21 protein-coding genes are annotated in these 25,398 nt (G+C 46.9%); 14 read left to right on the top strand and 7 right to left on the bottom strand.

Going from position 1 to position 25,398, the window contains the following annotated elements; genetic code table 11:
* Nucleotides 1–30: 30 nt before the first annotated feature.
* The 3 genes from CS562_RS19235 to CS562_RS19245 are packed head-to-tail and all read left to right on the top strand — an operon-like array spanning nucleotide 31 to nucleotide 2,378.
* Nucleotides 31–708, top strand: a complete 678-nt coding sequence (locus CS562_RS19235) for a response regulator transcription factor (protein ID WP_076287342.1) — start codon at nucleotides 31–33, stop codon at nucleotides 706–708.
* The gene (locus CS562_RS19240) at nucleotides 708–2,009 is read left to right on the top strand and encodes a sensor histidine kinase (protein ID WP_099857944.1); all 1,302 of its coding nucleotides are present in this window, start codon (nucleotides 708–710) and stop codon (nucleotides 2,007–2,009) included. The genes CS562_RS19235 and CS562_RS19240 overlap by 1 nt, the downstream gene beginning before the upstream one ends.
* A gap of 60 nt (nucleotides 2,010–2,069) precedes the next feature.
* Nucleotides 2,070–2,378, top strand: coding sequence for a hypothetical protein (locus tag CS562_RS19245; RefSeq protein ID WP_076287698.1), 309 nt, complete (start codon nucleotides 2,070–2,072; stop codon nucleotides 2,376–2,378).
* A gap of 127 nt (nucleotides 2,379–2,505) precedes the next feature.
* Here the strand turns inward: CS562_RS19245 and CS562_RS19250 are convergent, their stop codons facing one another.
* Nucleotides 2,506–3,273 (bottom strand): SDR family NAD(P)-dependent oxidoreductase, encoded by a 768-nt coding sequence (locus CS562_RS19250; RefSeq protein ID WP_099857945.1) that lies wholly within the window; start codon nucleotides 3,271–3,273, stop codon nucleotides 2,506–2,508.
* Nucleotides 3,274–3,471: 198 nt separating this feature from the next.
* Between CS562_RS19250 and CS562_RS19255 the strand changes: the two genes are divergently transcribed.
* Nucleotides 3,472–4,107: a TetR/AcrR family transcriptional regulator gene (locus CS562_RS19255; protein ID WP_175381920.1), complete on the top strand. Its 636-nt coding sequence runs from the start codon at nucleotides 3,472–3,474 to the stop codon at nucleotides 4,105–4,107.
* Between the two features lie 18 nt (nucleotides 4,108–4,125).
* Here the strand turns inward: CS562_RS19255 and CS562_RS19260 are convergent, their stop codons facing one another.
* A complete protein-coding gene (locus CS562_RS19260; RefSeq protein WP_063567782.1) occupies nucleotides 4,126–4,638 on the bottom strand; it encodes an acyl-CoA thioesterase in 513 nt (170 codons plus the stop codon).
* Between the two features lie 208 nt (nucleotides 4,639–4,846).
* Nucleotides 4,847–5,470, bottom strand: a complete 624-nt coding sequence (locus CS562_RS19265) for an acetate uptake transporter (RefSeq protein WP_062322933.1) — start codon at nucleotides 5,468–5,470, stop codon at nucleotides 4,847–4,849.
* 540 nt (nucleotides 5,471–6,010) lie between these two features.
* On the opposite strand from CS562_RS19265, the gene CS562_RS19270 reads away from it, so the two are divergent.
* Complete coding sequence (locus CS562_RS19270; protein WP_053782597.1) at nucleotides 6,011–6,187, top strand: aspartyl-phosphate phosphatase Spo0E family protein; 177 nt, start codon at nucleotides 6,011–6,013, stop codon at nucleotides 6,185–6,187.
* Between the two features lie 121 nt (nucleotides 6,188–6,308).
* Here CS562_RS19270 and CS562_RS19275 read toward each other — a convergent pair whose 3' ends face one another.
* The gene (locus CS562_RS19275; RefSeq protein ID WP_076287347.1) at nucleotides 6,309–7,238 is read right to left on the bottom strand and encodes a response regulator; all 930 of its coding nucleotides are present in this window, start codon (nucleotides 7,236–7,238) and stop codon (nucleotides 6,309–6,311) included.
* A gap of 447 nt (nucleotides 7,239–7,685) precedes the next feature.
* On the opposite strand from CS562_RS19275, the gene CS562_RS19280 reads away from it, so the two are divergent.
* Nucleotides 7,686–9,116 carry an alanine/glycine:cation symporter family protein gene (locus CS562_RS19280; protein ID WP_076287348.1) on the top strand — a complete coding sequence of 477 codons (1,431 nt, stop codon included), beginning with the start codon at nucleotides 7,686–7,688 and terminating at the stop codon, nucleotides 9,114–9,116.
* Between the two features lie 138 nt (nucleotides 9,117–9,254).
* Here the strand turns inward: CS562_RS19280 and CS562_RS19285 are convergent, their stop codons facing one another.
* Nucleotides 9,255–10,109 carry a methyl-accepting chemotaxis protein gene (locus tag CS562_RS19285; protein ID WP_076287349.1) on the bottom strand — a complete coding sequence of 285 codons (855 nt, stop codon included), beginning with the start codon at nucleotides 10,107–10,109 and terminating at the stop codon, nucleotides 9,255–9,257.
* Between the two features lie 270 nt (nucleotides 10,110–10,379).
* On the opposite strand from CS562_RS19285, the gene CS562_RS19290 reads away from it, so the two are divergent.
* Complete coding sequence (locus tag CS562_RS19290) at nucleotides 10,380–11,072, top strand: Crp/Fnr family transcriptional regulator (RefSeq protein WP_063567772.1); 693 nt, start codon at nucleotides 10,380–10,382, stop codon at nucleotides 11,070–11,072.
* A 138-nt stretch (nucleotides 11,073–11,210) separates the two neighbouring features.
* Here CS562_RS19290 and pepT read toward each other — a convergent pair whose 3' ends face one another.
* A complete protein-coding gene (gene pepT / locus CS562_RS19295; protein ID WP_099857946.1) occupies nucleotides 11,211–12,449 on the bottom strand; it encodes a peptidase T in 1,239 nt (412 codons plus the stop codon).
* 537 nt (nucleotides 12,450–12,986) lie between these two features.
* Here pepT and CS562_RS19300 point away from each other — a divergent pair.
* Nucleotides 12,987–14,021: an NADH:flavin oxidoreductase/NADH oxidase gene (locus CS562_RS19300; protein ID WP_076287351.1), complete on the top strand. Its 1,035-nt coding sequence runs from the start codon at nucleotides 12,987–12,989 to the stop codon at nucleotides 14,019–14,021.
* Nucleotides 14,022–14,181: 160 nt separating this feature from the next.
* Here the strand turns inward: CS562_RS19300 and CS562_RS19305 are convergent, their stop codons facing one another.
* Nucleotides 14,182–15,051, bottom strand: coding sequence for a class I SAM-dependent methyltransferase (locus tag CS562_RS19305; protein ID WP_099857947.1), 870 nt, complete (start codon nucleotides 15,049–15,051; stop codon nucleotides 14,182–14,184).
* A 261-nt stretch (nucleotides 15,052–15,312) separates the two neighbouring features.
* Between CS562_RS19305 and CS562_RS19310 the strand changes: the two genes are divergently transcribed.
* From CS562_RS19310 to CS562_RS33740, 6 genes are all read left to right on the top strand, one after another.
* Nucleotides 15,313–15,735: an SRPBCC family protein gene (locus CS562_RS19310; RefSeq protein ID WP_076287352.1), complete on the top strand. Its 423-nt coding sequence runs from the start codon at nucleotides 15,313–15,315 to the stop codon at nucleotides 15,733–15,735.
* A gap of 215 nt (nucleotides 15,736–15,950) precedes the next feature.
* The gene (locus CS562_RS19315; RefSeq protein WP_099857948.1) at nucleotides 15,951–19,049 is read left to right on the top strand and encodes a hybrid sensor histidine kinase/response regulator; all 3,099 of its coding nucleotides are present in this window, start codon (nucleotides 15,951–15,953) and stop codon (nucleotides 19,047–19,049) included.
* Between the two features lie 99 nt (nucleotides 19,050–19,148).
* Nucleotides 19,149–20,309, top strand: a complete 1,161-nt coding sequence (locus CS562_RS19320) for a response regulator (protein WP_099857949.1) — start codon at nucleotides 19,149–19,151, stop codon at nucleotides 20,307–20,309.
* 26 nt (nucleotides 20,310–20,335) lie between these two features.
* Nucleotides 20,336–21,682 carry a cryptochrome/photolyase family protein gene (locus CS562_RS19325; protein ID WP_099857950.1) on the top strand — a complete coding sequence of 449 codons (1,347 nt, stop codon included), beginning with the start codon at nucleotides 20,336–20,338 and terminating at the stop codon, nucleotides 21,680–21,682.
* Nucleotides 21,683–21,932: 250 nt separating this feature from the next.
* Nucleotides 21,933–23,108 (top strand): acyltransferase, encoded by a 1,176-nt coding sequence (locus CS562_RS19330; protein ID WP_064641670.1) that lies wholly within the window; start codon nucleotides 21,933–21,935, stop codon nucleotides 23,106–23,108.
* Between the two features lie 397 nt (nucleotides 23,109–23,505).
* Entirely contained in the window at nucleotides 23,506–25,122 is a 1,617-nt protein-coding gene (locus tag CS562_RS33740; protein ID WP_306554519.1) for an HNH endonuclease, read from the top strand.
* The last annotated feature ends 276 nt before the right edge of the window (nucleotides 25,123–25,398 follow it).

Consider the following 25,398-nt stretch of genomic DNA (forward strand, 5'->3'; position numbering starts at 1 on the left):
AACCAATTCATGCAGAGGAATGAAGAACCGATGAGAATACTTATTGCGGAAGATGAGGTTCATTTGGCAGAAGCCGTATCGCAAATATTGAAAAAACACAATTACTCTGTAGACATGGTGCATGACGGGAGATCGGGTCTGGATTATGCGCTGAGTGGAATCTATGATCTGTTGCTGCTGGACATCATGATGCCGGAAATGGACGGGATTACCGTGCTGAAGAAACTGCGCAGCGAAGGCAATCATACGCCTGTCATTCTGCTCACAGCCAAAGGAGAAATTTCAGACAAAGTGACCGGGCTGGATTATGGAGCAGATGATTATATAGCAAAGCCCTTTGCCACGGAGGAATTGCTCGCACGGATTCGGGCAGCCCTGAGAAGGAAGGGAGAAGTCGTTCCAGAGGATGGACTGAAGTTCGGTGACGTCGAATTGAACACCACGCAACTGAAGCTAAGTGTTCAAGGTAAGGAGATCAAGCTGAATCTGAAGGAAAATGAACTGCTGGAACTGTTAATCACTCGCAAACAGGCCATCACTTCCAAAGAGCAGATTATTGAGAAGTTGTGGGGTTTCGATTCGGAAGTGGAGTATAACAATGTGGAGGTGTACATCTCGTTTTTACGCAAAAAATTAACCTTCCTGAACTCCGCGGTCCGCATCAATACGATTCGGGGTGTGGGGTACGTACTTGAGGTGACGTCCTGATGTTCAAGAAACTCAGAAATCGATTTCTGATCGTGAACCTGGTATCCATCTCAATTATGATGCTGGTAGCCTTTGCTACGATCTACATCATTACGTACCAGAATGTACAGAGGGAAACCAACATGGAGCTGTTCAAAGTGTCGGATTTCTATCATGGTCCGTACAACTCCAGCAAGATGCCGCGTGGTGATGACAGGGATTCAGTGACAGGATCACAACCATCGGATTCCATTGCGAATGGAGCACCGGGAAGTGATCCGAACTCACCGCCAGGTCGTTCTGTATCGTTCATGGTCAAGACAGACAGTGAATGGAAAATCACGGATGCACACTCCAGGTTTGATATGGATGACACCTTCTATACTGAAGCTTTGCAAAAGGTGGACAAGGTTAACGATTTGGATCGGAAAACCGGACAATTTACGCTGAATGGAACCGATTGGGCTTATGTGATCGATCCGAGCAGCACAGGGCACATGATTGTGTTCATCGATGTGACGGCCCAACAGGGCATCCTAACGAATCTGATTTATACTTTTGCCATCGTAGGTCTGATCATGCTGATCGTCATCTTCTTCCTGAGCCGTTATTTCGCCAATCGTTCCATTACCCCGGTCAAGGAAGCCTTTGAGAAGCAAAAGCAATTCATAGCCGATGCTTCACATGAGTTGAAAACGCCGCTGGCGATCATTAATACCAACACGGATGTGCTTCTCGCGAACCGGGAGGATACGATTGAGAATCAGGCCAAGTGGCTGCATTACATCAAGTCGGAGACGGAACGCATGTCGGGACTGACGAATGATCTGTTATATCTGACTCAAATTGACGATTCGCGATCCTCGATGATTCATGCCAAATTCAATATGAGCGATGCGGTGGAGACGATCATTTTGACGATGGAAGCTGTGATTTTCGAGAAAAATATATCCCTGGACTACAGCATTGAACCGCAGCTCATGGTCCATGGCAACAGCGAACAGATTAAGCAAGTCATTCTGATTTTGCTCGATAATGCTGTGAAATACTCCAGAGCCAAAGGCTCGGTCAACGTATCGTTGAAGAAACAAAATAATGATGTTGTGCTGGCCGTTTCCAACACGGGAGAGGGCATTGCGGCTGAACATCTGGACCGGATCTTCGATCGTTTCTACCGCACGGATGCCTCCAGAGCTCGGAAACATGGTGGACATGGATTGGGTCTTGCGATTGCAAGGTCGATCGTGGAGCAGCACAAAGGTGAGATTTACGCCCGCAGTGTGGTAGGGGAAGGTGCAACATTTTACGTTCGTTTATCCTAGGGGTAAGGAATAAGGCATGACTGTTGTGGGTTAACCTATGCTACAATGACAACAGAACGTATGAATCAAGGAGCTGACTTTAACGTGACTGAAGCAAATTCAATTAATGAACAGGAAATGAAGGCATATATTGCAGAGAAGACAAAGGCAAGCGAAGCGAATATCGCTCTTGTCTTGAAGCACGAGCAGGCATATATTAACAAAGCACATGAAAATGCCAAAGGCGACGTAGATATCGACGGTGATGATCTGGCCGACTACATTCTGAGCCGCAAAGATGTGAAGCTGGACGAGCTGACCGTTGAAGGCATTCTGGATGCTGAAATGGACTACTTGATGGAAAAAGGTCTCGCAGGCTACGTGGATTAAATTTAAATCATTCTATTAAGAAAAATGACCTCAGCCTCCACGTTACTGTGGAATTTGAGGTCATTTTGGATTGTGCTTTGGGAATTACCTTTTAAACAACCAGCCCGTTGGGCTAGGCCTATTTTCCTTATTGACCCATCATACCGCCATCGACAGTATAGAGGGAAGCGGTGACATACGAAGCTTCTTCGGACAACAGGAAGTTCATGATGGCTGCGACTTCTTCCGGTTCACCATAGCGGCCCATCGGAATTGCGGATACGGTAGCGGATTGATAATCTTCCACATTACCGGAGTTTGCTTCGATTTGACGCATCATACGGGTATTGATGGTGCCTGGCAATACCGCGTTAACCCGAATACCATGAGGCGCGAGTTCATTCGCTGCTGTGCGGGTGAGGCCAATCACGGCATGTTTGGACATAATATATGGAGATACGGCTGGAGCACCCATCAGACCTGCGAGGGAAGAGGTATTCAGAATCGCACCAGATTTTTGTTTTTTCATGACAGGGATGACGTTCTGCAAACCAAGGAATACACCGCGCACATTGACGTTATATACGAGGTCGAGCGCTTCAACGCTCAGATCCTCGATCAGTCCGGTTGGACCTTCAATGCCGGCATTGTTGGCAAAATAATCGATACGACCAAACGTATCAAGTGCTTGCTGCACATAGTTTTTCACGTCGGCTTCCTGAGATACGTTTGCTTTCACCGCAATGACATGCTCTTTGTCGAGTTTCAGATCCGCGATGGTTTGCTGGATGGCTTCTTCGTTCAGGTCGACCAGCACCAGATTAATTTTGCGTTCAGCAAGGCGACGTGCCAACTCTTTACCGATACCTCCGGCGGCTCCTGTAATAACGGCTGTTTGGGTATATGATGTACTCATCATGTATTCGCTCCTTATAAATTGAAATCAGGTGAACTGTGAGTGAACGTTCAACCTGTGGTCTATCGTTCCTATCTCAATGTTAAGATATACATAGAAATGTGACAATAATCATTGACAGCGCATATGTCAGCTATCGGACAGAGATGTAAGCGGTGTTCATTTAGGTTACAATAATGGACAGAGGAGGTGGAAATGTTGATTATCGAACACCCTCAGGATCGGAGAGCACGAAGAACGCAGGATGCCATCATCGCTGCGGCAGTTTCTTTGATATTGGAAAAGGGAGCTGAAGCCGTCACGATTCGTGACATTACGGAGCGGGCAGATTATAACCGGGGAACGTTCTATTTACATTTTCCTGGTAAACCCGAGCTATTGCAATTCATTCTGGATGATTTCATGCAGGGCGTGGGACAAGCTTATGCATCACCTTACGCGGAGTTAAAAGAAGTGGATATGACGGCATTGCTGCCATCAACGATGCCTGTATTTGAATATATCGAAGCGCATCAGGATATCTTTCGAGCCTTGATGACGATGCATGGGGATATGGGAACGAGACTCTGCAATATGTTCAGAACATATTTAACCGAGGATTTTGTATTGGTGACCGAAGACAGCGACTACACCATTAATTACGATATCATGCTAAGTTACCTGGTATCTGCGACCGTTGGTGTGATTATGCACTGGGCGGAGATTGGGTTCAAGTATTCTTCCCACTACATGGGAGAACAGTTGACCGCGTTAATTAACATCAAACCGACCCGTCTCCTGATTGAACCAGGGCAGAAGGGCCGGACCATTCATGAACGCATGCTTCAGGACTGAATAGCGTGCCTGATTGTCTTATTCCCAAGGATAACTAACGGTGAGGAAGTCGGCGAAGTTCTTGCTTTCTGCCCGCCGTTGTTTCCGCATGGCCGCCCGGGCTGGAGCAGTCTCGTATAATTTCTTCTCTTCCTCCGTCTCCGGAATGATGCGAGGAACAATGAGTTTACGGTTATTTTCATCCAAAGCGACAAAGGTAAGGAATGCGGTCGCCGCAATCTTCTTCTCCCCCGTCTTCAGATCCTCGCGGATCACCTTCACAAAAATCTCCATCGAACTTCGTCCCGTCCACGATGCGAAGGATTCCAACGTCACCGAATCCGTCGGATTAATCGGATACAAGAAATCGACCGAATCGGTCGAAGCCGTAACGGTATTTACCCGGCACAACTTGGATGCGGCGATGGATGCAATGTCATCGATATAGGACATGAGTTTGCCGCCAAACAAGGTATTATGGTTATTTACATCGGTTGGAAATACTCTTGCCGTCTTGAAACAACGTGTTTCGCGCACATACTTTCTCTCCACTTGATCTAATTCCGTAGGTTTAGATATCTCTCTCATTCTTTGTAGTCCTCCTGACAGTATGGCTGATGGACGCTGCAAGATATGCCGCGTCCATCCTCTCTATATGTTAGTTCTAGTATAGGTGTCGGTCACATCCCTATTCAAGTGAAGCATGATTCAAAAAAACCGCCAGGCGCGGACCGGCGCGCTGGCGGTTTGATGCTGTATATTAAGCCTTGGGTCTGAAAATGCCAGACGGCTTGCCGATAGGCAAGAACGTATAGCCGAAGTGAGCGTTCAGTACGGAAGCACCTGTGCCGTACAACGACACGATTCCGATTCCCATTTCAGCATAAGCTGCGATGGTATGGAAGATATGAGGAGCTACGCCGAAAGCGTCAAAGGTCAGGCCAAGGAACAGGAAGTCAATGAGAATGAAAATGATGAGCAATACTTTGTTGGCTTCCACGGCACCCAGCGTCATGAACAGGGTGAACACGAGGTATCCGGCAAAAGCAAATCCGAGCTGCTTTCCATCTGCCTGCTCCGCAAGAGTGGAGCCAAACACGCCCATTTTGATCAGCCAGTTGGCACCCATGGCGAACCAGAAGAATGCATATGCGCCGAAGGCAGTTGTGCCAAAGGTATTGTTACGTTTGGAATCTTGAATACAAGCGAACAACTGGGCAAAAGCACCTAGGAAAATCGCCCAAGGAATGGCGTAGCTAAGGCCGTCTGTAATGCCAAGCTTTTGGGAAGAAGCGACCAGAGTGACGATGGCCAACCCAAATAACCCCATCGCGCTGGGATCGGCGTTTATGATTTTGACTTTAGTCTGTGAATCGGTTTGCATGGTGTTGATGAGCCTCCAAATAATCAAATCAGGATGATCCGCTCGAACTGAATCGCCCTCTATACTTCTTATTTTGTATCCGCCTGGTCCGGACACACACATCGCCCTATTGTACCTGAATGAATTACGTATGAAAAGGGATTTTATTACCTTTTGGAGCAAGGTGGAGAAAAACGGAAAATTACATGTTCATTCTTTAAAGTGAACTGACGAAGAAGCACCTCTTTATCGAATAGGGTTACCCCTTGGGTAAGCCTGTAGATCGAGAGGTGTTTTTTTGGTTTTTTAACATACACAATAATGACACAACTGTTTGAATATGAAGTTAGTGGGGAAAATTTGCTCGTGAAATTGTAAACCAACCTTCAATTAGGCGTTGCAGAGCCATTTTCGGATCGTCTTGTAGAGATGGCTATAGAGACTTTCAAAAATTGGAGAAGGATACAAAACATCCATGCGAACTATGCCATATGTTAATCCAACTATAGATTGACAGGAAAACCTAAAATGTAACACAGAAATAGGGAGGGATTAGACGCGATGGTTATGAGTTTGGAATTGAAAAATCAAATAGAGAAAGCCAGACATAACCTTCATATGTTGGTAGAGCATAACGAGGGTAGATTTGGACATCCCGATGTGCTTCAGCAGTCCATGGTACTGGATGAATTGATCAATGAGTATAATCGAATGCACTTAAGCAAGCCGAGGGCTTGATGGATATAGATGAGCTATTTTTTGCAATCATGCGCACATGATAATAGCTGGAATAGGCAGCAGGAAGAACGAATGCTGTATCAGTTCCAGTTGGATCATGAGCGCATGTTTTTTTTACTCTTTAATGCAACAGCCGCTTGGCTTCCAGATACAGTACCTGAACGAACTTTTTGGTGTTAATGCGGGTCTGGGACAAGGAGGGCTCCACATTGTTTTGCAGTTCCAGCATTTTCTTGCGAATCTCCGTAAAGTCAAAGAACTTTGACGCGTAATTCTCGAACTTCGGATGTGTGTAATCCGTGAGTCCGAGCGATACGACATGGCTTAATGTTTGGAAAATTGCCCGGCGAACGCGCTGCTCGGATGCCTTGATCTCCTTCGTTATTTCCGCTGATGTGGCATCGGAACCCAGTTTGCGTATGGCTACATTCTGGAAGATATCCTTAAGTGACGGGAACGTGTATGGAGAGAGTTTATGTTCCTCCGTTTCAATCTGCTCCAGGTATTCCAGCATGTCCAGCAGATCTCTACTGCCGGCTTCTCCGATCATGCCCATCTCGGATAACAGGAAATGTCCTGCTGTCGTGATCGTTTTGTCAGGGGCCGGTGTTGAAGCACGTTCAGAAGATTGTAATCTGGACAGTCCTTGCAGCGTACGCTGAATATCTGCGATGGATTGCTGCATACGCAGACGCTCGTCCACCAGTCGCAGAACAGACAGAATCTCCAGTCGATTAATCGGCTTCGTAATATAGTATTCGATGCCAAGCGAATAGGCTTCCCCAATCATATTTTTCGACTCAATCTGGGAGATCATCACGATCTTGCCATCGAACCTTCCTTCAAGCGCACGTATCGTCTGAATCCCGTCTCGCTGCGGCATGAGCAGATCAATCAGGAGTACATCCACCTTATGCAGCTCCAACAGTTCAGCATGAATATGAGCCCCATCTTCGGCTTCTCCCACAATCTCACCGAGCCCCTCATCTTCAATAATATCCATTAGCATGGATCGAACCCCAGGATCATCATCCACAATAAAATAACGCATTTCCGTGGTCCTCCTTTCTGATTAAGTTCACTCCTATATATTTCGTTCTCTGCATCTATAAATGATCTTTCCCTGCTATTAATGTCCCCTATTATCATACTTGGTTGTATATCCCGATGTGAAGACCCGTGTATGCTGACGGATATGTCAGATAAAGTAACAGTGAATGGATAAACGTTGCTTATTTATAAAAAATTTAAATGTTTCCGTGTAGGTATTTGTCGGTTTCCGTAGATGACCCTGTAGTATAGGTAACATCCGAAAATGTGGATTCCGAGATGTGCAGAATGGTGCAAACGATCTCTTAACTATCGTACTGCAGCAGAGATCTGTCCGTCTGGAGCGATAGAACTGTATGCCTTTATGAAGTAGTATGAGAATTTTTCGCTCAGTCATACAGCTGGGGAACGCTTTTTAACGAACCGTCAACGAAAAGGGGCATAGCCAATGGAGCAAACAATACAAGATATTATTGCAGTTTTCAATGATTTTCTGTGGTCCAAGCTGTTAATCATCTTGTTGGTCGTATGTGGTTTGTATTTTACGACCAAGACCCGGTTCATGCAATTCCGCATGATTGGGGATATGGTGAAAGTGCTCAAGGAGCCGAAGAGCAAGGAGCCCGGCAAAATTTCGCCGTTTCAGGCATTCTGTATCAGTATGGCGGCCCGCGTGGGAACCGGGAATATTACCGGTATTGCACTGGCAATCGCACTGGGGGGACCAGGGGCTGTATTCTGGATGTGGGTTATCGCAATTTTTGGTTCAGCTTCGAGTTTTGTGGAGAGTACGCTTGCTCAAATTTATAAAATCAAAGATAAAGGCGGATTCCGCGGAGGGCCGGCTTATTATATGGAGCGTGGCCTCGGGAAACGATGGATGGGGATATTGTTCGCAATTCTCATTACGTTGTCGTTTGGTTTGGTCTTTAATGCTGTGCAGTCCAACACGATTACAGTCGCATTTAAAAATTCTTTCGGCATCGATCGGTTGACTGTAGGCATCATTATGGCCGTTGTGTTCGCAGGAATCATTATGGGTGGTGTTAAACGGATTGCCAAGGCGTCTGAATACATCGTCGTTGTTCTTGCTGTGCTGTACATTGGTGTGGCTGCATTTGTTGTTCTGTCGAACATCACACAACTTCCGGCCATGATTGCGCTGATTGTGAAAAATGCCTTCGGCATTGAACAGGTCGCGGGTGGTACACTTGGAGCCGCGCTGATGAATGGTGTCAAACGTGGTTTGTTCTCCAATGAGGCGGGTATGGGTAGTGCACCGAATGCTGCCGCTACGGCGGATACAACACATCCGGTCAAACAAGGGCTTATTCAGGCGTTTGGTGTGTTGACCGATACCTTGGTTATTTGTACAAGCACGGCCATGATTATTTTGTTATCTGGGGTGTACAAAGGTTCCAATCTGGGCGGGATTGAATTAACTCAAGCGGCATTAAGTGTGCATATTGGTTCATGGGCATCCGGATTTTTGGCAGTGATGGTGTTCCTGTTTGCCTTTAGTACGCTCATCGGGAATTATTACTACGGGGAAACCAATATTGAGTTTATCAAATCCAATAAAGTATGGCTGTGGGTATACCGTGTATGTGTCATCGCGATGGTGCTGTTCGGTGCCGTTGCCAAGGTACAGTTGGTATGGGATCTGGCCGACCTGTTTATGGGACTAATGGTTGTGGTGAATCTGATCGCCATCCTGATGCTGTCCAAGGTGACATTCGATGCGCTGAAAGATTACAAGAAACAAAAGGCCGAAGGACGTGACCCGATCTTTACTCGGGACCGTATTCACATTCCGGGAGAAGTGGAATGCTGGGAGTCGGAGGCCGAGGTAGTAGGGACTCCACGTACACCACGATAAAAAGACAAATGAAACAGGACTTAGAATTTCCGTCACGGGGACGGGGATTCCAAGTCCTGTTTATTACATCTAAATTAGTTATTATTCAAAGAGTACTGGTGGAGTCGGTAACCATCCTATCGGGAGATGCACATTTTCTTAATCATTCACAGAGTAACTGATCAGTTGCTCAGACAGGGCTTTCATGCGTTCTCCCGCTTCATTCAGCTTCTCGATGACATCCGTGAACGAAGATACGAGCGTAGCTTGCTCCTGAGAAGAAGCTGCAATCTGAGATACTTCGACTTCCATCTGTTTAATAACCTGTTGTACATCCTTCAAGCTAATATCAATATCGCTGGTAGCCTGTTTGGCATCGACAGAAAGTTTGCGCACTTCCGTTGCGACCACACCAAAGCCTGCTCCGGCTTCACCTACACGCGCAGCTTCGATAGCGGCATTGAGCCCAAGCAAGTTGGTCTGTTCAGAGATTTCACGAATGAACCCGGCAACCTTGTTGATCTGAGACGAATTCTTTACCGCCAGGCGTGTATTCTCCAGAATCTGTTCGCTGGTGGCCTGCAATTCCTCCGCATGAGCGGCAACGTGCTGGACCATTTCAACCAGGTTTCCATTAATCGTTTGGTTTTCTTGTATAATAGCTTCAAGCTGATTCTGGTTCGATTGATCATATGATACGCAGAAAATAGCAACGACCTGATGATTATCATCAAAGATCGGTACATTAAGGATATCAAGCTCGATACCGTAGTATTCTGCCGGCAGGTGGGTCAGAGAGGCTTCGTTTCCGTTCGTGAGAGCGGTGAAGTTCTTATATCCATCCAAAAGAGGATCACCTTCGTTGAATCCAAGATTGAACTTATCGGTGGAGACAGAATACAGTACCTTCTCGTGATCATACACCGTTAGACTGGCTGGTTCTCTAAGAATCATACGGATATAAGGCATTACTTTCAAAAGAGCATCTACAACGTTCATAACAGGTAGAACCATCCTTTCTTTATTTGAATTCTAAATTAGCAGTTGTAACTATGATTATTGCTTTATCTTTCATCGGATAAGAGTGCGCTATCATGTACTTCTTTTTTCATAAAATATTGTCATTTTGAAGGCTGGAATTTAAAGTGTTTCCCATTTAAATGAATGTATTGGATATAAGTTCTAGTTGTAACTATTTTTATATCAAGATATTTGTACTGATCTATATCGTTTATGGGACATGTGTCCAATGCATATGTAGATCTACACAGGGGGGGTTCCGAGATGAGAGAAATCATGGACTTTGGATTGCTGCGCCAGCTTGCGCGGGAGCATGGCCTGGATCAGGTGCTCGACGAGCCTGCACTTGCTGAATTAAGGTTGCTCGAAGCCTCCAAAGGCGAGATTATATGTGCCAAAGGTGAACGTCCCGAACGATTATATTTTCTCGTCCAAGGTAAGCTCAAGATTTATACAACACTTCCGAATGGCAAGTCTTTGTTGCTGCGTTTCAGTATGCCTCCTGCGCTGGTAGGTGATCTGGAGCTGGTCAATGGTAAGGAAGCCAAAAACACGGTGGAATCCGTCAACAAGAGCCTGCTGCTCGGTGTAAGCTATCGCTATCTCAAGAATACATATGCTGAAAACCCGAAATTTCTCCATTTTATGCTCAGTCATGTGACCCACAAATTATATACCTTCTCGAATCTATCGAGTCTTAATCTGCTTTATCCTGTAGAGAGCCGTTTTGCAAGCTATTTGTTGTCCACGATGGAGCAGGGGGAGCAGATCACAGAAGAAATCCAGACCTCCAAGCTAACAGAGCTGGCCGATATGCTGGGCACGAGCTATAGACACTTGAACCGGGTCATCCATGACCTCCGCGACCGTGAAATCATCCGCAAAGAACAGCGCAACATTGTCATCTGCAATCTGGAGCAGCTGCGTGAAATTGCGGGAGGTAATATGTACGAATAAGTAGGTTAGATGGCAGTACCTCACATCGTTTTACGGTAAAAATGTAAAGACACCCTCTGCAGATCAGAGGGTGTCCAGTGCCTCCACCTGTCAGGTGAAGGCTTTTTTTCTTTGTCGTTCTATTAATTTAGATATGGTTTAAACATCTCCACGCTGTTCGAATAATTGAGCGATTTCCACGATGACCTGTGTGGCCTTCACCATATTATCCACCGATACATATTCGAATTTGCCGTGATAGTTCTCTCCGCCAGTGAAGATGTTGGGTGTAGGCATACCCATGTACGAGAGCTGGGAACCATCTGTTCCTCCCCGAATTGGGCGGATGACAGGTTCGATATCCAGGCGAGTCATCGCTTCGTGTGCAATATCGACGATCTGGCGCACAGGTTCGATTTTCTCACGCATGTTATAGTATTGATCATTTAATTCAATGGAGATACTTTTCTCGCCATATTTGTTTTTCAATTCGCCCACGACATCCAACAAATACGCTTTACGTTCCTCAAACTTCTCCCGGTCGAAGTCCCGGATGATGTAACTCATCTTAGTCAGTTCGACGTCTCCCTCGATAGATAACAAATGATAGAATCCTTCATAACCTTCTGTGAATTCGGGTGCTTCCTCCGCAGGCAATCGGCGGTTCAACTCCATCGCAATTTTAGCCGAATTGACCATCTTGTTTTTGGCTGTGCCCGGGTGCACGTTGGTGCCCCGTACTGTGATTTTGGCAGCAGCCGCGTTGAAACTTTCGTATTCCAGCTCGCCAAGTGGTCCGCCGTCCACCGTGTAGGCATATTTGGCTCCAAAAGCAGGGACATCGAACTTATGCGGCCCACGGCCAATCTCTTCATCCGGGGTAAAAGCAACACGAATCTTTCCATGTTTTAATTCCGGGTGTTCAATCAGGTAGGCCATTGCTGTCATGATCTCGGTAATACCGGCTTTATTGTCCGCGCCAAGAAGTGTTGTGCCATCTGTTGTAATCAGGGTGTGGCCTTTATATTCACGCAGTTCTGGGAAATCAGTTGTGGATAACACCACATCCAATTCCTGATTCAGCACAATGTCCTGTCCATCATAGTTGTCGATGACCTGTGGTTTGACATCTTTGCCTGTGAAGTCGGTTGCTGTATCCAGATGAGCCAGGAAACCGATCACTGGAACATCCTTGTCTGTGTTGGATGGCAATGTCGCCATTACGTAGCCGTTATCATCCATGGTCACTTCCTGCAATCCAATGGATGTACATTCTTCAACTAGGTATTTACCCAAGACCAGCTGGCCTGGTGTGGAAGGGCAGGTCTCGCTATTTTCATCGGATTGTGTGTCCATTTGAGCATAGGTTGTTAGTCTTTGAATTAAAATATCTTTCACCAGTAATCGCTCCTTCGGCTCGGTTAGTATATAAGTTGACCGCTTATTTTACACTATCACTACGAGGTCAGAATACCCTTCTGATCGCTGTTATCCCCAGATTTTTTTGATTCCCTTATTAAAAGGGAAAATCCGGTGATAAAGGCGAGTGTGTGCTTCCGATGCAGCTTTCTTTCAGAAAGCTTTTAGCTTCGCTTCTCCAGTTTATCCTGCCCTCTCCGTTTTCGTGTAACCGTTAGGTACAACTTATATAAAGTGGGTATAGTATAACCTGTATGTCTGTATGGCTATCATATCATGTTTTGGGTTCATTTCGAGTTGTGGTGAATGCACAGAAGAAAAAGGCCAACTAGGTATAAAAAAGGGTACTATCTCACAAAAAAGTACGTACTTGTATTTCTATAGGTTAGGTTCATAATAGTTATTGAGGATTTGAAGCAGGACAACTGCGGCAAGCATGGGCAGCTGTTTTCCGATCTGGAAAACAAGGAATTGCCTCAACATATATCAACATATTGAATAGGAGATGGAATTGAAATGACAGAGAAATTATTTTCCCCTTATCAATTCAAGGGACTTCAACTAAATAACCGTGTCGTTATGGCACCGATGTGCCAATATTCCGTTACTGCTAAAGACGGCATTCCGAACGATTGGCATCAGGTACACTATGTAAGCCGTGCGGTTGGGGGTACAGGGTTGATCGTGATCGAGATGACGGATGTTGATCCGGACGGACGTATTACTGACAATGATCTGGGCATCTGGTCAGATGAACACATTCCTGCCTTTACCAAGCTGGTGGATGGCATTCACGCTTATGGCTCCAAGGTGGCGATTCAGATCGCGCATGCTGGACGTAAAGCAGAGGATGCGGCTCGACCTGTAGCTCCATCAGTGGTTACCTTCCCTGGAGAGAGCTTTAATACACCACACGCTTTAACTACAGAGGAAACACAAGCCATGGTACAGAAATTTGCGGACGGTGTACGCCGTGCAGTAGCTGCGGGAGTCGATGCGATTGAGCTGCATGGTGCACACGGTTATCTCATTCACCAATTCCATTCTCCACTGATGAACCATCGCGAGGATGAGTATGGACAGGATCTTTCCCGTTTTGGAGTCGAAATTATTCGTGCAGTGAAAAAAGAAATGCCGGAAGATATGCCGCTGATTATGCGGATTTCGGCAGTGGAATACGCTGATGGCGGGTATGACATTGATCATACCATTGAAATTTCCCGTGCCTATCAGGCAGCAGGCGTGGATATGTTCCACATTAGCTCTGGCGGTGAAGGACCTTCCGGACAACGTAAACCGGGTAACTACCCTGGTTACCAAGTGCCGTTTGCTCGTCGTTTCCGTGAAGAACTGAACGTTCCTGTCATTGCGGTAGGCATGCTTGAAGATTCAGCTCTGGCTCAAGCGGTTATCGGCAACGGTGATGCAGATCTGGTTGCGGTTGGCAGAGGTATGCTGCGTGATCCTTACTGGGCGACTCATGCAGCTCTGGAACTGGGTGTTAGCAAAGATAAAGCGGCTATCGCACAGCCGTATTCTCGCGGGTACTGATCTTAATTAGAACATTTTTAATTAGAACACTTATATAAATTCAATTAAAAAGGGATGTCTCATAAGTCATGAACATGACGGAGGACATCCCTTTTTAGCATCATTACAATTTAATGAACCGAGCAACTGTTATTAGCTGCAAATTTTACAGGTTTACGTATTAACGAATCGTATGCACGTGACTTCCTCGATCTTGGATCTTACCCGGTGCGGTTGATTCGTTAGCGCTTTGACCTGAAAGTGAATCCACTTCCGAGGGTAGTCCTCGTTTCGCTTCAAACACAAATTTCTGATCAGAACGCGAAGGTTCCTGGTAGGGGTCGAAGTCGGCATATACAATAACTTCAACGAAACCGATCTGTTCCAGAATCATGCGCAGCTCCTCCACGCCGTACCAACGTAATGCAAGCTGTTGCAGTTCTGTGGCTATGAGGGTGCCATGGCGCCACTTTTCATAGCGAATTAAACTTACTTTGTATTGCTGAAGCATATTGACTTCGATGTCTTTGCTCTCCATTGTAATCGTATCGCCATCCGGTAATTGAACAGTCGAGGTACCTGAGTAGTGTGAGGTCGTATTCGTAACATCGGGTAGAAAGAGGTCCAGCACAAGTCGGCCTCCAGGTTCCAGATGTTGATACAGATTACGCAGGGCCTTTATGGAAGCCTGTCTATCTTGAATAAGCAGCAGGGAGCCTGCGGCGATGATAATGACTTCATACCGATAAGGAAGATCAAGTGTCTCCAGATCAGCAGCGAACAATTCAGGCAGGGGCAATCCTCGCTCGGTACAAAGAGCCCGGCATGAATCGAGCATATCCGTTGAATAATCAAGACCGTCTACGTTCAAACCAGCCTCAAGTAATGGAATCAGCATTCGACCTGAACCAGACATTGCTTCCAGGAAGCGTCCATTGCAGTTCATCAGATAATCACGGTAAAATTCAATATCGCCTCCGAGGGATTGGCCAACGGGTTTGGTGGCATTATAAACCTCGGTACATAACGGACCATAATAACTAAAAGACATGTAACGTTTCCTCCACAACATAATTAGAATAGAATGTGGAAGGGACTAGCTACGAAATGTTTATCCCTTCCGGCAACGGTTGGAATTGAATTTTTCAGAGCAGACTATCATAAGAAATCACGCACCTTTTATGTAATATGTTCCAATTATAGATTTGTTTTCAATGCCGGTCAACAGAGTACCTGTTGTTAGCAGAATATATTTGACACATATCATCTAATCTTGAACAATGAGTTATATCCATTTAGAAGGAGAGATATCATGGAATCTTCAAGTGCATTGCCAGATATTCGGGAACAACTGTTACTTCACGCACCTGTGGAGAAAGTGTGGGCGATTGTATCGACGTCGAAGGGCTTGGAATCATGGTTTATGCCAAGCAATCTGGAGCCGGTGGAAGGGCATGAATTTATATTGGAAGCAGGACCCTTTGGTAAATCACCGTGCAAAGTCACGGAAGTTCAGCCGCTACATAAGCTGTCATTCCAATGGGGTAAGGACTGGACGCTTACGTTTGAACTAACGGAGCAAGGACAAGACACTGACTTTGCATTGATTCACAGTGGCTGGGACGCGGACAAACTGACTGAATTTGGACAGGCTCATGCCATGGTTCGTGAACGGATGGAGCAGGGCTGGGCTGGAATCGTGCAGAAACTGGCCCAGGTCGTTGGACAAGCGTAAGGAAACGAGAGAAGTAAAAAAGATAGTCAACAAATTCAAAAAGTCACGGGTCTTACTCCGGTCTTCATTCCGGTAGCTGAGCCTGTGGCTTTTTTGGCGTTAAAATATCATGTAAGAACTATTTCCGTCAGCAACAGAAACGTGTAACATGGAGTTATAGGTATAAAACGACAAAATTAGACGTCTCTCGCCATGGAGGCGGAAGGATTACATAGATGAGAAAACACTGGATTATGCTCACCATTAGCTTTATATGTATTGTTGCCTTTCCTCTGGGATCCATTATTCAAACGTTAATTATTGAGCGCGGCAACCCTCATGCAAGGGATGGGGTTATGGACCTGACCAGCTGGAACTTCGACAGGCATGGGGCTGCATCCCTGAATGGTACTTGGGATTTCTATCCGGGTCAGTTGTTGAAGCCTGTTGATTTTGAGGCGGACGTATCCGGACGCAAGCCGCTTTCCAAACCTCTACCTATCCATGTCCCCTCCCGGTGGAATGGGATTCTTGGAGAGGCGCACGGGTATGGGACCTATCATTTACGTGTTCGAATTCCCCCTAGAGCAGAGAAGAACGATTACGGAATCCGCACTCAAAATATCCGTATGGCTCATCGTTTATTTATAGATGGCAAAGAGATTGGCGGCAAAGGGCTGCCAGGTACAACACGAAATACCGACATTCAGCTCAATTTGCCTTTTACAGGATTTACTTCCATAGAAGGCGACGTTGCAGATATTATCATTCAGGTATCCAATTACAGCTACTCGTCTGGAGGCATTATCGCATCCATTTTGTTTGGAGACGAGCACAGTATCCTGAAGAGCCAACAACAGGATTGGCTCAAGGATCTGATGACACTATTCGGATTTATTTTGCCAGCGGCTTTCTTCCTGATGTTATTCCGGCTGCGGCGCAGTGAGAAAGAGCTTCGGTATCTAGGGTTATTCAGCCTGTCCGGTGCAATGTACGCATTAACTCATGGAGAGAAGTTGCTGGGAACCCTGTTACCATTCTTACCGAATAATGATATTCTGCGGCTGCAATTACTCAGCGCGGCTCTTGCGTATTATTACTTGCTACGTTACATGGATGCACTTGTTCCTGGAGCGGTACATCAATGGTTTGTTCGCTTGGGTGTGGTTCTGGTAATAGTCCAATGCGTGGTAGGCCTTACATTGTCTCCTGTTCTATTCTCATTGTTGGAGCTGCCTATGCTGCTGATTTCACTGGTGGTGATTGGTTACACGCTGCGAGCTATGCTCCATTGGCTGAAAAAGCAACCGAACGACGGTCATTTTGTCCTAATGAGCATGATGAGTATATTTATGGTGGTTGTGCTGCACACCGTTGGTGCTTTCACCACCGTGGATACGACATTTCTTGCGCTGTACGAGCTTCTGTTATTCGTCTTTGCACAGATGATTCTAACAGCGACCCGATTCGCACAATCATTCCGTGAAGTTGAAGCGTTGTCTGAACGTTTGCTTGCCATTGATATTCTCAAGGATGAGTTTATGGCCAATACGTCACATGAACTGAGAACTCCCCTACATGGCATTATTAATATTGCTCAATCGATGCTGGAAGGGGCGGCAGGAGCGGTTACACCCAAGCAGGCTAAAAATCTGTCCATGATCACCTCAACTGGAAAGCGGCTTTCACTGCTGGTAAACGATATTTTGGATTTTTCCAAGCTCAAAAATGGTGAAATTGAATTAAAACGGAATGCTGTGGACCTTGAATCCGTTGCCCGAACGGTGGTTGAAGTCTCTGGTTTTACCTTTGAAGATAAACCGGTTGTGCTGATTCAACAATGGCCTCTAGCGTTGCCGTTGGTTGAAGCGGACGAGGATCGCCTAAGGCAGATTCTGTACAACCTGCTGGGCAATGCGTATAAGTACACGAAGCAAGGTGAGATTCGGATCTATGCCCGTGTGGATGGAGCTATGGTGACGGTATCTATCGCCGATACAGGTGTTGGTATTACCCCAGATAAACTGGAAGACATATTTCAGTCTTACGAACAGGGCAACGGAACAAGTGAGAGGGTTAACGGAGGAACTGGTCTTGGACTGAGTATCACTCGCAAACTTGTCGAGCTTGGGGGAGGGATCATCTGGGTAGAATCGGAGCCAGGTGAAGGTTCGACCTTTCATTTTACCCTGCCTGTTGTGCAGTTTCCTTTGCTGCAAGTGAATTCGAAGCCTGTTGCGGCTCAATATGTATCTACCCAAGAAAGAAGAGCGCAGGATACGGCAGCAGCAGTGCATTGGGATGAGACGGATGATAGTCTGGAAGCAGAGCATACCATTCTGATTGTGGACGATGATCCTGTGAATCGACAGGTATTGTTCAATCTTCTATCAACGGAACGTTACCGTGTCATTGCAGCGGATAGCGGGGCAGCAGCACTGAAGCTTCGTGAAGAACACCCCTCCATTGATCTTGTCATTACAGACTGGATGATGCCACAAATGTCCGGGCTTGAGCTGTGTCGCAAGCTGCGTGAGAACAGCTCCTTGTCCGAGCTGCCTATTCTTATGCTGACAGCTCGCGGGCTGCCTGAAGATATCAAAATGGGGTTCCAGGCAGGAGCAAATGATTTTCTGAGCAAACCTGTGGATGCAGGTGAACTGCGTGCAAGAGTGAGGACGTTAATTGAGATGCGTACCTCGGTACAGGAAGTTATTCGTACGGAAATGGCCTTTTTGCAAGCTCAGATCAAACCGCACTTTTTATATAACGCGCTCAACGTCATTATAGCAACATGCGCCGTCAATCCGGATAAAGCGACCGATTTGCTTATTGAACTGAGTCATTACTTGCGGGGAAGTTTCGATTTCCAGAACCGCGACCAACTGGTTCCGCTAGCGAAGGAACTGGAGTTAGTGGAGTCCTACGTACATCTGGAACAAGCTAGGTTCGAGGAACGTTTGGTGGTCCATTATGATATCGACCCAGATGTGCGTCTTTACCTGCCACCACTCAGTATTCAACCACTTGTGGAGAATGCGATTCGTCACGGGGTGATGGAGCGTGCTGCAGGCGGCACGGTTAACCTTGGTATTACCAGGGAAGATGAGCACATCGTCATTGTGGTACAGGATGATGGAGTAGGCATACCTCCTGAGCGTTTGGCTCAAGTAAGTTCAGGGCGAACTGAAGGTCCTGGAGGTGTAGGGCTACAGAATATTAATCGACGCTTGTTGTCTATATATGGTCAAGGGCTGGAGATTCAGAGTCATTCGGGGAAAGGAACGCTAATACGGTTTCGCATACCTGTGGAGAAGAAAAATGGTTCCAAATAATGGGCCGAGCTGGGCGGATTTGGTTAACAGACTATTAAGCGGGTGCCAAGATAACCGGTATTCCCATTGAATAATTCACGGCAGGAGGCTGGAATAGCGATGAAAGCCATTGTAATCGATGATGAGAAACCGGCGCAGCTTCATCTGGAGCGCCTGTTACGATCGGATGGGCGGATTACACCCGTGCAGTGTTTTTCAACAGCCCGTGCCGGTCTGGATTTTCTGGCAAAAGAGCGTGTGGATGTAGTGTTTCTGGACATTGGCATGCCGGAAATGAATGGACTGGAAGCGGCTGAATATATACAGCAATTGGACAGCAGTATTCGCATTATATTTATAACGGCTTACGCGGATCATGCGGTTGAAGCCTTCGAACTTCAGGCGTTGGATTATGTGCTGAAGCCGGTAAGTTCAGTGAGGCTTGGCAAAACGATCGATCGCATTGCCGCAGGGATGATAGCCTCATCCCCTCAGGTTGCTGCAACTGCTGAGGTTCAGGAATCTGAGGCTGTGGAGTTGGATACCCGTGTGCCTGGATTGCTTACTTTTAAACATCTGGATATCTACAGAAGTCTGGATCAGGAAGCACAGAAGCACAAGTGGCGTACAGCCAAATCGCAAGAACTGTTTGCTTTTATGTTTCACCATAGAGGGGATTGGGTAAGCAAAGAGATTCTACTCGATAAGCTGTGGGCGGATGTTTCGCAAGAGAAAGGGCTTACGCATCTGCATACTTCCGTTTATCAGATACGCAAACTGCTGAAGGAATGGAACATGACGGGCAAACTGGAGTACAACATGAACCGCTATCGTTTGTTATCGGGTAATCTGGTGAGTGATGTAGAGCAATTCGAGCAAGGTATGGCCTATGATACCGTTACGTCAGACAATGTTGATCAACTGCGGGATATCGTCCCGCTCTACCGTGGTGATTATCTGGAGGAACATGATTATCGCTGGGCTCAAGCCAAAGCTAGAGAACTGAGAAGTAAATATGTAGGACTGGTTATGGATATCGCCGAATGGGACACGAAGCATGGACGGAGCAAGGAAGCGATGGAGCAATTGAACGAACTACAGGAACGGGAGCCGTATGCCGAAGAGATCTGCCGATTAATGATGAGAGTATGTGCATCCATGGGTGATCAACAAGCCATACTCAGAATATATCATTCATTTACGCTGACCCTGCTTGAAGAACTGGGACATCAACCGGAGCAGGAGACAATCAGGCTGTATGAAGATTTAACGGCAAAGTAGGCAGAAGTTCAGCAGGAGGATGAAGCATGAAGTTATTCATACATCGCAAAGATTTGCGTACAGATGATCTAGTCGCATTTGATTATTTGCGGAACCAGGATGCAGAGAGTCTGCATGTGCTCATCTATGATCCATTTCTGCTGCGGCAAGGTCGCGAAGAGGAACATAGTGGAGTGAACTTTCTACAGCATGCTGCTGAGCTTGGTAAGCGGTACCGCGAGTCAGGCCGCAAGCTGCACGTTCTTTATGGCAAACCAGCTGAGGTGATTGAACATATCCTCGATCGGATGCAAAGTCGTATAGATGAAGTTGTAGTTCATCGGGATATGACGCCATATGCAATCGAGCGTGATCGTGGAATACGTAAGGTAACGGAGGCACGAGAAGTCACGTTTACGCAGCTGACGGATCATTTGCTGATGGACCTGAAGGGGTTCGCTGATTATACGGGTAAGTCCGAGCCTTACAAAGTATTTGCTGCCTTCCACCGACGCTGGGTGGAATTCATGAATGAGCATCCTAATCCAGCTTCAACCACTACGGTTGCGGATGTGCAGGTCAGTGATCAGCAGATAGAATGGCCGGAGACCTTCCAGGTGCCACCTCAATTGTTGTCATATGATGTATCGGATTTGGAGGAACCTCATCAATTGTTGGATGGATTTTTATCTGACAGAATTGCCGATTACGGAGACCATCGGGATGAATATGAAGCTTATGAATCGAGTCGGCTCAGTTCTTATGTAGCTGTGGGGGCTGTTTCCATCCGTAAGATGTACGATGCTGCAAAACGCACGGAGCATTCGGATGAATGGATCAGACAATTGTGCTTCCGCGACTTCTATCTGTATCGGGCCGTATATGAGAGTCATTATTTTACATATGAAAAAGTTTATGATCTGTCGGCGCTCAGTGAGGTTCACTTCGAACAGTGGTGTAAGGCCGAAACGGGCATTCCGATTATCGATGCAGCCATGACGGAACTGAATGAGACTGGACATATGCCGAATCGGCTTCGTATTCTGACCGCGATGTTCCTTACCAAAAATCTGCGATGCCCGTTCACGCTGGGTGAAGCGTATTTCAGACGCAAGCTTCGTGACTATGACAACATTCAAAACCGGGGCAACTGGCTGTGGTGTGCATCACTTGGCGAGAATGCAGCTCCATACTTTCGGGTGAACAATCCGGTGACACAGTCAGAGAAGTATGATCCCCAAGGGGATTACATCCGCAAATGGCTGCCTGACTTGAAGGATTTGCATAGCAAAGAGATTCATCAGCCTCGGCAGGGTGCAATTGTGGATCTGAAAGTCTCAAGACAATCGGCTATTGAGGTCTATAAACAAATTCTGGCCAGTCGTCAACATTGAAGTTTACCATTTTCATCCCAGTGAACCAACAATATTTTGGACAGATACGAAACATGCTTAAAGGCCGCGTCATAGCGGTCTTTTTTACATATATAGACATGAAAAAACTGTGAAACATGTTGAAAATTTAGGAACTTTTAAGAATTTGGACTACCCATATTAAGCTTTATGCTTTTTAATAGATAGTGTGCTTATCGTATTAAGTCATCTTAGACATATCAACGAAACATATTAAGGAGAAACGCTAATTATGAGTGAAACCATCAAAAGAGAGCGAATCCCAGAGCTGAATCTCGTACGGGCAATGGCTATCATCGGTGTGCTGTGTGTGCATTCCACTTCATACGCGACGGTGGACATGACAGGTTCAGGGTATTACTGGCTGTACAATTTTATTAATATTTTTATGAAATATGGTACACCAACGTTTATTTTCATGAGCAGTTTTGTACTGTTCTATAATTATTATTCTCGTCCGCTCGATAAGAAGCTGGTCAGCAACTTTTACAAAAAAAGATTTGTTTACATTTTACTGCCCTATTTCCTATTTTCATTAATGTATTTTGTAATCCTGCACTTCACCCACTATCAGGGCCGTCCGTTCGGTGAATCAGCAGTAAGTTTCATAACGAAACTGTTCACGGGCAAGGCGTATACGCATCTGTACTTTGTATTTATCAACATGCAATTTTATCTGTTATTCCCGTTGGTATTGTGGCTGCTTAAGAAATATCCCTCAGTCGTCAAATGGTCGGTACCGATTGGGTTGCTCATTCAGTGGGCATTTATCGTAAGTAATAAATATGGCTTCCAGGTGCCGAACAAGGGAAGTTGGGCATTTTCGTACTTTTCCTACTTCATGCTGGGTGCTTTTATCGGAGTATATTTTCCGAAGATTAAACAATGGTTTGTCATTAGTCGGGAAAATGCAACCAAGGCTCGTGTAGTTTCATGGATTGTGCTGTGGGCGGTATGGATTTTTGCCGGACTCGGCCATGTATATATTTATTATCTGTTGCGCCTGAAGATTGCGACGTATAACACGCTGTGGTACGAGTTTTTCTGGAATCTGCATACGTTCGCCTGTGCGCTGGTGCTCATTCAGATTGCGTACCTGCTTTATCGTAAAGGACCATCGCTGATCGTTAAGCCACTCAATCGGCTTGGGGCATTGTCCTTTGGTATTTATCTGATACATCCATTCTTCCTCTTGGTCTATCGGAATTATCCACCACAAACCGGGGTTTCCTGGCTGATTCACCTCTGGTACGCGGGAGGTTTTGGTGTGGCGTTGATCGCATCTTGGATTGTGGTTGGACTCACTGCAAGATTCGTTCCATTTGCATGGGTGATTTTCGGCAATTTGCCAAAACCAAAGCCTCGTCTGGTACCGCAACAAAACTCGGGACAACTCGACGTTCGTTAAAATATTTATGCCAATACAGGAATAATAAACCGTTTCTTGGTCGACCATTAGGGTTGAGCAGGAAACGGTTTTTTGATTGCGGATTTAATTCATATATGGGGAACGGATGTTTCTTTTTTGCACGCGAAGGGTAATGAGAAGGCGGAACACATTTTATCATTTGATAAGCAGATAACTTTAAGAACAGGATTAAGGTGAGAACAATGACAACATGTGAACAATGCGGGAAACCGATGCAAGATATATTGGAATACGTGGAACACATCCTTCACGAATGCGTGGGGCAGACCCAGGAGTACAAGACAAAAGACTATGGGACATCTGGCTATGAGTGTGTTGGCGAGCAGATGTGATACAATAGAAAGAAACCGGATTCATACGGAACCGAGGTGACAACATGGAGATGGGCTCGGCCCCTTTCCGGCAGGAAATGACGGAACATGAAGCGCAACTGACCAAGACATGTATGTACTGCGGGCAAAAGCGTCCTTTGTCCGAATTCCGACGAAGAACCGGAAAGCGGGCTGGCCCTGGAGCCAGACGTGGCGCTTGTCGCTACTGTCGTCAGCTCGGTGGACAAGCGGATAACAATAACAACTCACTCCGGCCTGAGGATGAGTCGGTAAAGAGTCATAAAGGTGCTGGGACTGCCCGACCTTCTGCACCTGCAAGTCATACAGCAGAACGGAGCGTCGATCCAGCAATTGGTACGCCTTCTGTTGCTGCTGCTTCAGAAGGACACGGCGAGTCACAGCCGCCGGTGGGGTCATCTTCTTCGATGGAAGGTGAAACGGATGAATTCGTTGCTTCTTCAACTGTCTCTTCGTCTTCGGGCAACCGCAAGAAGAGGAGAAGGAGGAGAAAAGCAAAGCGTCCAGAGCTTCAGTCTGGTATAGAGCAAACGGAATCGCTCTCCCGAACTGACAAGGAGAACGAGACTGTAGATCAGCCTCAGACGGGGGCTGATCTGCAAGACAGGGATTCGCAGGTGCATACAGCGAATGCTGATCCATCTGCGAAGCGTGCCCGCGCGCGTCTAGCCGCTGGCACGGATCAGGCCGCCGAGCAGGAGATTGCGGCGGCCGAGGCTCTGCTGCCAGCTAAGCCGCAAGGCCCGGCAGCAGAGCCAGGGGCTGCGGATCAGCCGACCGCAGCCAAGCGCAAACGCAAGCGGCGCCGCAAACGTGCTGCCGCGCTGCCGTCCGGCGCAGGACAGGCCCGCAGCATAGCTGAGGCCAGTGCGCCGAACCTGAGCGACCGTGGCGATGCCTCGGTCGCCGGCCCCCCGGCAGCGGCCGCACAGCCTGCCGCTGCTGCAAAGCCTGTGCCCGGCCAAGCACCGGGCACCGCCATGGAGGCTGCGCCTCCTGCACCCGGGCGCCAGCCAGGCTCGCCCGTGTCGAAGCCGCGCTCGGCACGCAAGGAGCGTGCGCCCAAGGCGGGCGGCGAAGACACAGCCCGCGCCGGATCATCCGGGCAGCGGGCGCCAGCGCATTCCAGCCGCAGTCATGGGGCTGGAACGGAAAGTCGTACCCGCCGTCATGCACCGGCGGTGCCTGTAGCGATTGATCCGGAAGATCCGGCATCGCTTCGGACGAACCGGCAAGGCATGGTGCGCATGCGTGGCAAGACGGACAAAGGGCGGCGCTGGCATCAGGAAGTGGATATGGAGCTGGCGGTCACGCTGGTCAAGGAAAAAGCCGCTGTTGTAGTTAATCGGTACACGATCCGCCGATTGTTTAGCAACAAGGATTTCAAACGGTTTATTTTGACCCGTGATAACTATACCTGTTACTTCTGTGGATCGTATGGAGATACGATTGATCATCTGCTGCCGCGAGCCAAAGGTGGGCATACGACCCCACTTAACTGTGTCTGCGCCTGCAATCTGTGTAATCAGTCCAAAGCAGCGATGGATGCCGAGGAATTCATGCGTTCCGGTATTCCCGAGTGGAATGCTGCGCATCAGGAAGAGCTGAATGAATTGGCAATGCAGGAAGCTCAGCTAGAATAAACGGTTTATGCGAAATACAAATACTGCCCCAAGCTTGTTGACCAATGGTTTCAAGCGGGTATCCGATAGATAGAGCACACCAAGACTGAACAGGTCCGGGTGTGCTCTTTTGTTTTTCAGCGTCACAGGTGAAATTTCTTCAAATTGACAACGGTACAGCGCTCATATGTACGTTATACTGGGGAGAAGTGAGTCGTGAAACTTCACATCGGTTTACCAGATGTATTTTATAATGGGCAACAACATCTTTAGAAAATTTGAACTGTATAGATTGGA

Origin of the sequence: Paenibacillus sp. LK1, from assembly GCF_002750415.1 — a bacterium.
GTDB classification, from domain to species: Bacteria; Bacillota; Bacilli; order Paenibacillales; family Paenibacillaceae; genus Paenibacillus; species Paenibacillus taichungensis.

What these genes read in the sequence shown, in the direction of transcription:
- CS562_RS19235 (WP_076287342.1), top strand. Translation starts at nt 31, where the DNA reads ATGAGAATACTTATTGCGGAAGATGAGGTTCATTTGGCAGAAGCCGTA.
- CS562_RS19240 (WP_099857944.1), top strand. Translation starts at nt 708, where the DNA reads ATGTTCAAGAAACTCAGAAATCGATTTCTGATCGTGAACCTGGTATCC.
- CS562_RS19245 (WP_076287698.1), top strand. Translation starts at nt 2,070, where the DNA reads ATGAATCAAGGAGCTGACTTTAACGTGACTGAAGCAAATTCAATTAAT.
- CS562_RS19250 (WP_099857945.1), bottom strand. Translation starts at nt 3,273, where the DNA reads ATGAGTACATCATATACCCAAACAGCCGTTATTACAGGAGCCGCCGGA.
- CS562_RS19265 (WP_062322933.1), bottom strand. Translation starts at nt 5,470, where the DNA reads ATGCAAACCGATTCACAGACTAAAGTCAAAATCATAAACGCCGATCCC.
- CS562_RS19270 (WP_053782597.1), top strand. Translation starts at nt 6,011, where the DNA reads ATGGTTATGAGTTTGGAATTGAAAAATCAAATAGAGAAAGCCAGACAT.
- CS562_RS19275 (WP_076287347.1), bottom strand. Translation starts at nt 7,238, where the DNA reads ATGCGTTATTTTATTGTGGATGATGATCCTGGGGTTCGATCCATGCTA.
- CS562_RS19280 (WP_076287348.1), top strand. Translation starts at nt 7,686, where the DNA reads ATGGAGCAAACAATACAAGATATTATTGCAGTTTTCAATGATTTTCTG.
- CS562_RS19285 (WP_076287349.1), bottom strand. Translation starts at nt 10,109, where the DNA reads ATGGTTCTACCTGTTATGAACGTTGTAGATGCTCTTTTGAAAGTAATG.
- CS562_RS19290 (WP_063567772.1), top strand. Translation starts at nt 10,380, where the DNA reads ATGAGAGAAATCATGGACTTTGGATTGCTGCGCCAGCTTGCGCGGGAG.
- CS562_RS19300 (WP_076287351.1), top strand. Translation starts at nt 12,987, where the DNA reads ATGACAGAGAAATTATTTTCCCCTTATCAATTCAAGGGACTTCAACTA.
- CS562_RS19305 (WP_099857947.1), bottom strand. Translation starts at nt 15,051, where the DNA reads ATGTCTTTTAGTTATTATGGTCCGTTATGTACCGAGGTTTATAATGCC.
- CS562_RS19310 (WP_076287352.1), top strand. Translation starts at nt 15,313, where the DNA reads ATGGAATCTTCAAGTGCATTGCCAGATATTCGGGAACAACTGTTACTT.
- CS562_RS19315 (WP_099857948.1), top strand. Translation starts at nt 15,951, where the DNA reads ATGAGAAAACACTGGATTATGCTCACCATTAGCTTTATATGTATTGTT.
- CS562_RS19320 (WP_099857949.1), top strand. Translation starts at nt 19,149, where the DNA reads ATGAAAGCCATTGTAATCGATGATGAGAAACCGGCGCAGCTTCATCTG.
- CS562_RS19325 (WP_099857950.1), top strand. Translation starts at nt 20,336, where the DNA reads ATGAAGTTATTCATACATCGCAAAGATTTGCGTACAGATGATCTAGTC.
- CS562_RS19330 (WP_064641670.1), top strand. Translation starts at nt 21,933, where the DNA reads ATGAGTGAAACCATCAAAAGAGAGCGAATCCCAGAGCTGAATCTCGTA.
- CS562_RS33740 (WP_306554519.1), top strand. Translation starts at nt 23,506, where the DNA reads ATGGAGATGGGCTCGGCCCCTTTCCGGCAGGAAATGACGGAACATGAA.